Genomic DNA, 296 nt, shown 5'->3' with positions numbered 1-296 from the left:
TTCAAAACCCTACACGAAAGGTGGGGGTAAACCCTACACAGAACGCTACATGGAAGCGTTCAAAACCCTACACGAAACGGAGCGCAAACCCTGCACTGTAACGGCGCGCAAACCCTACACTGCAACGGCGCGCAAACCCTACACTGCAACGGCGCGCAGTTTACTTAGGAACGTACCTAAGCGAAATTAGGAGAAGGCTAATTTTAACCGAGTGCGCTCCTAATTTTTCCTAGGTGCGCTCCTAGTTTTTCTTAGGTGCGCTCCTAGTTTTTCCTAGGTGCGCTCCTAGTTTTTCT

1 protein-coding gene is annotated in these 296 nt (G+C 50.0%); it reads left to right on the top strand.

Annotation, left to right across the window (positions count from 1 at the left end):
- The coding region (locus I6E40_RS10820; RefSeq protein ID WP_235387293.1) for a hypothetical protein at positions 1–190 on the top strand (190 nt) is incomplete at its 5' end.
- Between the last annotated feature and the right edge of the window lie 106 nt (positions 191–296).

The sequence above is a fragment of the Prevotellamassilia timonensis genome (assembly GCF_021531665.1).
Classification (GTDB): domain Bacteria; phylum Bacteroidota; class Bacteroidia; order Bacteroidales; family Bacteroidaceae; genus Alloprevotella.
This window is presented reverse-complemented; position numbering and strand designations above follow the sequence as displayed.